The 7,883-nt window shown below is 67.1% G+C and carries 7 protein-coding genes; 2 read left to right on the top strand and 5 right to left on the bottom strand.

The genetic code is table 11. The features are described from left to right. Positions 1-159: 159 nt before the first annotated feature. Positions 160-1,875 carry an ankyrin repeat domain-containing protein gene (locus M2352_RS20385; protein ID WP_264666336.1) on the top strand — a complete coding sequence of 572 codons (1,716 nt, stop codon included), beginning with the start codon at positions 160-162 and terminating at the stop codon, positions 1,873-1,875. Positions 1,876-1,947: 72 nt separating this feature from the next. Here the strand turns inward: M2352_RS20385 and glpX are convergent, their stop codons facing one another. From glpX to M2352_RS20410, 5 genes are all read right to left on the bottom strand, one after another. Next, positions 1,948-2,916 (bottom strand): class II fructose-bisphosphatase, encoded by a 969-nt coding sequence (gene glpX / locus M2352_RS20390; RefSeq protein ID WP_264666373.1) that lies wholly within the window; start codon positions 2,914-2,916, stop codon positions 1,948-1,950. Between the two features lie 93 nt (positions 2,917-3,009). Then, positions 3,010-4,302 (bottom strand): homoserine dehydrogenase, encoded by a 1,293-nt coding sequence (locus M2352_RS20395; protein ID WP_264666337.1) that lies wholly within the window; start codon positions 4,300-4,302, stop codon positions 3,010-3,012. Then, on the bottom strand, positions 4,299-5,588 hold the full coding sequence (locus tag M2352_RS20400; RefSeq protein WP_264666338.1) for an LL-diaminopimelate aminotransferase: 1,290 nt from the start codon (positions 5,586-5,588) through the stop codon (positions 4,299-4,301). Before M2352_RS20400 ends, M2352_RS20395 begins: the two co-directional genes overlap by 4 nt. Positions 5,589-5,713: 125 nt before the next feature. Further along, entirely contained in the window at positions 5,714-6,184 is a 471-nt protein-coding gene (gene rnhA, locus M2352_RS20405; protein ID WP_264666339.1) for a ribonuclease HI, read from the bottom strand. Further along, positions 6,174-7,157: a homoserine kinase gene (locus M2352_RS20410; protein ID WP_264666340.1), complete on the bottom strand. Its 984-nt coding sequence runs from the start codon at positions 7,155-7,157 to the stop codon at positions 6,174-6,176. The genes rnhA and M2352_RS20410 overlap by 11 nt, the downstream gene beginning before the upstream one ends. 287 nt (positions 7,158-7,444) lie before the next feature. On the opposite strand from M2352_RS20410, the gene M2352_RS20415 reads away from it, so the two are divergent. Next, positions 7,445-7,883: dihydrodipicolinate synthase family protein (locus tag M2352_RS20415; protein WP_264666341.1), on the top strand; the 439-nt coding region annotated here is incomplete at its 3' end.

Raw genomic sequence — 7,883 nt, forward strand, 5'->3', positions numbered from 1 at the left:
CTCACACATTTCCCCGGCTTCTGCCGCCCGCCGGCTGGCAGGGCAGCGGCACGGGGATGGCGGCTGCTTGCTCTGGCGGCCTCGCTGTTGGTGGCTGCCGGGTGCCAGACCCAGGGTCAGGGCGGTGGCAGGGCTGCTTCCGGACCCGGCGACGATAAGGTGCAGCAACAGGTTGTCGATTGCCTGTCCCGCCGGTCCGTCGCCGACATCTGCCTGCACGGCGTCCTGAAGGACCGCAAGGTGGATCTGAACTTCGCCATGCCCTCCCTGACCGATGACTGGGAGCTGCCCCGGCGGATGACACCGCTGACCTATGCCGCCCGGTTCTCTCACCCCGAGGTGGTCATGGAGTTGCTCAAGGCTGGAGCCGACGTCACGGTGACCGCCAGCGACGGATCGAACGCCATCGCCAATGCCGGCTGGGGCTGCAACTTCATCGCCATCCCCGAACTGCTGGCGGCAAAGGCCGATCCCAATTCCCGTGGTCCCTTCAACTACACGGCACTGCACGCGATCGCCGACCGCACCAACTGCGCCGACGACTCCCCGCGCGGCTTCCGCTCGCAACTGCTGGCGTGGCAGTTGATCGCCGCCGGGGCCGATCTGACTCTGCAAAGCAAGAAGGGCAGCACACCGGCCGTCATCGCCGAGAAATTCAATCGAACGGATCTGGTATCCATCTTCACCAGGGCTGGGAACGGCGAGAAGCTCCGCACCGAAGATCTCGACCTTCTCTTCTACACGGTGAGCATCAACAAACCGCAGACAAGCAAGCGGCGCTATTACCTGGAAAGGATCAGGGGCCTGATCCAAAAGGGCGCCAACGTCAATTTCCTGTTCGAAAACTTCCTGTCTCCCCTGGCCGTCGCCGAGATGTCGGGCGACCGGGAGGTGGTGGCGATCCTGGAGCAGGCCGGGGCCACCCGTGCCGCCACCGCCCCCGCCTTCGCCGCCATCCAGGCCCTGCGCAACGATCCCGACCACCGCCGGCGGATGAACGGCATGCTGGTGAACGCGGCGCAGAAGCGTGAGACCGGCCAGCTTGCCTTCGCCCTGAAATGGGGGGGCGATCCCAACGCCACGGTCTCCGGCACCACGCCCATGGCCGCCGCGGTCAAGAGCGGCGATTCCGAGATCATCGGCATGCTGGCGGAAAGCGGCGCCGCGCTGGCCGGCGCCCCGGCCGGCGGCTCCGGCGACATGCTGCTCGACGCCGCCGAAAAGGACATGGTCGGGGCCGGGCGGGCATTGCTGCAATCCGGGGCCAGCCCCGACGCCCTGCTCGCCGCCATCGAAAAGGCGTCGAAGGCGTGGGATTTCGAACGGGCCAAGAAACTGACCCTCTATGCCGGCCAGATTTCCCTGACCCAATCGGAGAAGTTCAAGAAAACCCGCTCCGTCATCAACGAAACCCACGCCGCCTGGAAAGCCGCGGAAGAGGAAAAGGAGCGCAAGCGCGCCGCCGAACGGGCCGCCGCCATCGCCGCCGAACGCGAAGCCTGGGCCCGCCGTCAGGCCAACACCAGCCAGGACAACCGCAACAGCTGCATCGCCCAGGTCAAGCGGAACGAGAGCTGGTGCTATCAGGTCAATGGCAGCGACGCCCGGAACAGCTGCATCGCCCAGGTCAAGGGCAGCGACACCTGGTGCTATCAGATCAGCGACCGGGACGAGCAGAACAGTTGCATCGCCCAGGCCAAGCGCAGCGATACCTGGTGCTATCAGATCGGCAGCCGCGACAAGCAGAACAGCTGCATCGCCCAGGTCAAGCGCAGCGACACCTGGTGCTATCAAATCTCCGACGAGAACGAAAAGAACGCCTGCATCGCCCTCACCAAGGGGAATGAAAGCTGGTGCTATCAGGTCAACAACTGACCGGACGAAAAAGGGCCGCCCCCTCATCAGGGGCGGCCCTTCCGTCAACCGGAACCCAGATCCGCCGAAGGATCAGTCCTTCATCTTCGGCAGGCGGGTGAAGTTGTGGTGTGCTTCGATGTAGCGGACGGTGCCCGACTTCGAGCGCATGATGACCGAATGGGTGCTGGCCCCGCCGGCGTAGCGGCGGACGCCCTTCAGCATGGCGCCGTCGGTGACGCCGGTGGCCGCGAACATCACGTCGCCCTTGGCCAGTTCCAGCATCGAATACTTCTTGTTCAGGTCGGTCACGCCCCACTTGGCGGCGCGGGCCTTTTCGTCGTCGTTGCGGAACAGCAGACGGCCCTGGAACTGACCGCCGATGCAGCGCAGCGCGGCGGCGGCCAGCACGCCTTCCGGCGCGCCGCCGGAACCGACGTACAGGTCGATGCCGGTGCCGAGCTGGCTGGTGGCGATCACGCCCGACACGTCGCCGTCGGAAATCAGCATGATGCGGGCACCCGCCTCACGCACCCGTGCGATCAGCTCGGCGTGGCGCGGACGGTCGAGGATGCAGACCAGCAGGTCCGACACGTCCACGTTCTTGGCCTTGGCCAGCGCCTTCAGGTTCGCCGCCGGGGTCTCGTCCAGATCGACGATGCCGTCGGGCAGGCCCGCACCCACCGCGATCTTGTCCATGTAGACGTCGGGGGCGTTCAGGAACCCGCCCTCTTCGGCCATGGCGATGACGGCCAGCGCGTTGGGGCCGCCCTTGGCGGTGATGGTGGTGCCTTCCAGCGGGTCCAGCGCGATATCGACGCGCGGGCCGCGGCCGATGCCGGCGCCGACCTTCTCACCGATGTAGAGCATCGGCGCCTCGTCGCGCTCGCCCTCACCGATCACCACGGTGCCGTCGATGTAGAGGGTGTTCAGCGCCTGACGCATGGCGTCAACGGCGGCCTGGTCGGCGGCCTTCTCGTCGCCGCGGCCCATCAGCAGCGACGCCGACAGGGCGGCGGCTTCGGTCACGCGCACGGCTTCCAGGGCCAGATTGCGGCCCATGCCGGACAGATCGACGTGAGGGGCGGTCACTTGAGAAGCAGACATGGTGGTGTCCCCGGTTCTTTCGTTTTGATTTCGTACAGTCGGGTGTTTTTAAAACTGTTCGATGCGGATCATCCGCGGCGGCTCCAGCACCGCCGGCAGCCCGGCAATGGCCTGAAGCGCCTTTTGCATCGCCGCTTCGGTGGTCTCGTGGGTGGTGAGCACCACCGGCACCGCCTCGCCCGGCGAACGGCCGCGCTGGATGAAGGATTCCATCGACACGTTGTGGTCGCGCAGCAGCGCCGCCACGTCGGCGATCACACCGGGGCGGTCCACCACCATCAGGCGGAGGTAATAGGCGCCCTGGCGCCCCTCGACCGGCGACGTCTGCACCGGCTCCAGCCGGTTGGCGGGAATGCCGAAGGTGGGGGTGGTGCGCCCGCGGGCCACGTCGATCAGGTCGGCCACGACCGCCGAGGCCGTCGGCCCGGCACCGGCACCGCGCCCGACCAGCCACACCCGGTCGGCAAAGTCGGTCTGCGCCACCACGGCGTTGAACACGCCGTCCACCGTGGCGATGGGCGCTTCCCGTGGCACCATGCACGGGTGCACCCGCTGCTCGATGCCCAGCGCCGTGCGCCGCGCGATGCCCAGCAGCTTTATACGGAAGCCCAGCTCCTCGGCGTATTTCAGGTCGAGGGCGGAGACGTGGCGGATGCCCTCCACCAGCACCGACGCGAAATCCACCGGGCAGCCGAACGCCACCGACGTCAGGATCGCCAGCTTGTGCGCCGCGTCGATGCCGTCGATGTCGAAGCTGGGGTCAGCCTCGGCATAGCCCAGCGCCTGCGCCTCCGCCAGCACGTCGGCGAATTCGCGGCCCGTGGTCCGCATCTCGGTCAGGATATAGTTGCAGGTGCCGTTCAGGATGCCGTGGATTTCCGACACCCGGTTGGCGGCCAGACCCTCGCGCAGCCCCTTGATGATGGGGATGCCACCGGCCACCGCCGCCTCGAACGCCAGCGTCAGCCCGCGTTCTTCCGCCGCGCGGGCTAGCCCCGTGCCGTGGTTGGCCAGCAGCGCCTTGTTCGCGGTCACCACGTGCCGGCCCTTGGCGATGGCGGCTTCCACCGCTGCGCGGGCGGGGCCGTCGGACCCGCCGATCAGCTCCACGAACACATCGGCATCCGCCTCGTTCGCCATGGCCACCGGGTCGGTGAACCACTGAACGCCGGTCAGATCGACGCCGCGGTCCTTGCCAGGATCACGGGCGCTGACCGCGGTCACGGTGATGCGGCGGCCACAGCGCTGTTCGATGATGCCGGCCTGTTCGGCCAGGAGCTTCAGGGTGCCGGCGCCGACCGTGCCCAGGCCGGCGACCGCGATTTTCAGCGCAGCCGTCACGATGCGTTCGCTTTCTCTTTGGGAGCCGCCCCGGCGTCCAGCAGTTCGGCCCGCGCCGCGGGATCCTTGCTGGCCGCGGCACCGGCGGCGTTGGAGCGGAAGAAGTCCTTGATGTTGCGGCACGCCTGACGGATGCGGTGGACGTTTTCCACCAGCGCCAGACGGACATGCCCGTCGCCGTACTCACCGAAGCCGATGCCGGGCGCCACCGCCACCTGAGCCTCCTGCAGCAGCAGCTTGGAGAACTCCAGCGAGCCGAGGTGGGCGAACTGCGGCGGGATCGGCGCCCAGGCGAACATGGAGGCGTCGGGGCTGGGCACGGTCCAGCCGGCGGCGGCCAGACCCTCGATCATCACGTCGCGGCGCTGCTTGTACATCTGCCGCACCTGATCGACGCAATCCTGCGGGCCGTTCAGCGCCGCGGTCGCCGCCACCTGGATCGGCGTGAAGGCACCGTAGTCCAGGTACGACTTGATGCGGGCCAGTGCCGTGATCAGCTTCTTGTTGCCGCTGGCGAAGCCGATGCGCCAGCCGGCCATGGAATAGGTCTTCGACATGGAGGTGAACTCCACCGCCACCTCGCGCGCCTCCGGGATCTGGAGGATGGAGGGCGGGGGCTCGATGTCGAAATAGATTTCGGAATAGGCCAGATCGGACAGGATGTAGATGCCGTGCTTGCGGCAGAAATCCACGATCGGCTTGTAGAAGTCCAGCCCGACCACCTTCGCCGTCGGGTTCGACGGGTAGTTCAGGACCAGCGCCAGCGGCTTGGGGATCGAATGGCGGGTGGCGCGCTCCAGCACCTCCATGAATTCATGGATGTCGGGCGGGCCGTCGTTGTAGCCCACGGGCAGGTGACGGATGGACGCGCCGGCCAGGATGAACCCGAACGGATGGATGGGATAGCTGGGGTTGGGCACCAGAATAGTGTCGCCGGGGCTGGTGATGGCGTTGGCGAGGTTCGCCAGGCCCTCCTTGGACCCGATGGTGACGACGCATTCGGTTTCCGGGTCGATGTCCACGCCGAACCGGCGCTTGTAATAGGCCGCATGAGCCTTGCGCAGGCCGGGGATGCCGCGGGAATTGGAATAGCGGTGCGTCTTGGGATCCTGGACCGCCTCGATCAGCTTGTCCACGATGTGCTGGGGGGTGGCCTGGTCCGGGTTGCCCATGCCAAGGTCGATGATGTCCTCCCCCGCTGCACGAGCTCGGGCCTTCATCGCGTTGACTTCGGCGAAGACGTAGGGCGGAAGACGCTTGATACGGTGGAATTCTGAATCGCTCATGGACGCTCCGGTGCTTCGCCGGTCGCGGCACGAACCATCGCGGGCGAACCGGGATCACTTATCTACCGCCCCGCCCCCCAAGATGCGAGGTAAATTTCGCGCCCACGCCCTGCAGAATTCGGATTTCACCCATTCCGCGCGGCAGCCAAGCCCTGGCGGGCCAGCTCGTCGGCGCGCTCGTTTTCCGGGTGGCCGGCATGGCCGCGGACCCAGTGGAATTCGATGTCGTGCCGGCTCTGCGCCTCGTCCAGCCGCTGCCACAGATCCACGTTCTTGACCGGCTGCCGTCCGGCGGTCTGCCAGCCCTTGGCCTTCCACCCGTGAATCCACTTGGTGATGCCGTTCTTCACATACTCGCTGTCGGTGTAGAGCCGCACCTTGACCGGGCGCTTGAGGGCCTCCAGCGCCTGGATGGCGGCCATCAGTTCCATGCGGTTGTTGGTGGTGTCCGGCTCGCCGCCGCACATCTCCTTTTCCACCGTGCCGTAACGCAGGATCACCCCCCAGCCGCCGGGGCCGGGGTTGCCGCTGCACGCACCGTCGGTGAAGATATCGACCACCGTGCGGGCGGGATTCTTCGACTCGTCAGATGTCATAGCTGCCGCCGTCGTCCAGCCCGTATTCCCCCAGGCTGCGCACGCCGCGGTGGAAGCGCAGCTTGCGGGCGTATTCCAGCGGATCCTTCGGCTTGACGAAGGCGCCCGGCGGGTGGTTCAGCCAGTCGTAAAGCCGCGTCAGCAGGAAGCGCACCGCACTGCCCCGGCACAGCCACGGCAGGGCCGCCAGCTCGTCCTTGGACAGGGGCCGCACCTTCTGATACCCGGCCAGCAGCAGCCGCGCCTTGGTGGCGTTGAACTGCCCGTCCGGCTCGAAGCACCACGCGTTCATGCAGATGGCGATGTCGTAGGCCAGGATGTCGTTGCAGGCGAAATAGAAGTCGATCAGCCCCGACAGAGCCTCACCCCGGAAGAACACGTTGTCGGGGAACAGGTCGGCGTGGATGACGCCGGTGGGCAGACCCGACGGCCAGTGAGCGGCCAGTTCCGCCAGTTCGGCGCGCAGATCGTCGGCCAGACCGGGCCTCACCTCGTCCGCGCGGGCCTCGCACTTGGCGAACAGGTCGCGCCAGCCGTCGAGGCTGAGCGCGTTGGGACGGGTGAGCGTAAAATCGGCGACGGCCCGATGCAGCCGGGCCAGCGCCTCGCCCAACTGGGCGCAGTGGCTGAGGCCGATGCGGCGCGGCCACATGCCGGCCAGGAAGGTGACGATGGCGGCGGGCCGCCCCGCCAACTCCCGCAGCGCCACCCCGTCGGAGCCGGGCACCGGCAGCGGGCAGGAGATGCCCCGCCGCGCCAGATGCTCCATCAGCCCGAGGAAGAAGGGCAGATCCTCTTTCTTCGTGCGCTTTTCATAAAGCGTGAGGATGTACGGCCCGGTTTCCGTCACCAAGAGGAAGTTGGAATTCTCCACCCCCTCGGCGATGCCCTTGCACGACAACAGACCACCCAGCGGATACTGGGCGACAAACGCGGACAGCTCTTCGTCGGAGACTTCGGTGTAGACGGCCATGAGGGAGGGGGATAGCGGGTTTGGGGCGGGGCGTCAACGGGGGGCGTTTCCCGCCAACTCGGCCTTGACACTCGGGAATCTCTGCCCGCATCATAGTTCCATGATCGTTCGCACCCACCACCTCCCGTCCTTGAAAAAATCCCCCGCTCCGGGGGATGGGATGGGTGTGCGTTAACGTCATGCACACGTGATCGACCAAACCCCGCCGGTTCCGACGGGGTTTTTTGTTGCCTGCACCCTCCCCGTCTCCGGCGTCTTTCCCAAGCTTACCCAAGGAGATGGATACGATGGAACCCTACACGTCCCCCTCTGCCGATCAGCCGGCCCTGTCCGGTGTCTGGCTGCCGCTGGTCACGCCGTTCCGGGATGGGGAACTGGATGAGGCCTCGGTGCGGCGGCTGGTGCGGCATTACGCCGGGCAGCCGGTGGATGGCTTCATCCTGGCCGCCACCACGGGCGAGGCGCTGACGCTGGACGAGGGCGAGACGGAACGGCTGGTGGCCGTGGTGGCGGCGGAACTGGCCGAACTCGGGCGGCGGGTGCCGGTGCTGCTGGGGCTGTCGGGCAGCGACACGCGCAAGGGGGTGAAGGCGATTCGGCGCACGGCAGCGCTGGTGGCCGACGGGGCGGTGGATGGGTATCTGATCGCCTGCCCCTATTACACTCGCCCGTCGCAGCGGGGATTGCTGGAGCATTTCGGGGCGCTGGCCGATGCGGCGGAACGGC

This window comes from Azospirillum fermentarium, from assembly GCF_025961205.1.
Classification (GTDB): domain Bacteria; phylum Pseudomonadota; class Alphaproteobacteria; order Azospirillales; family Azospirillaceae; genus Azospirillum; species Azospirillum fermentarium.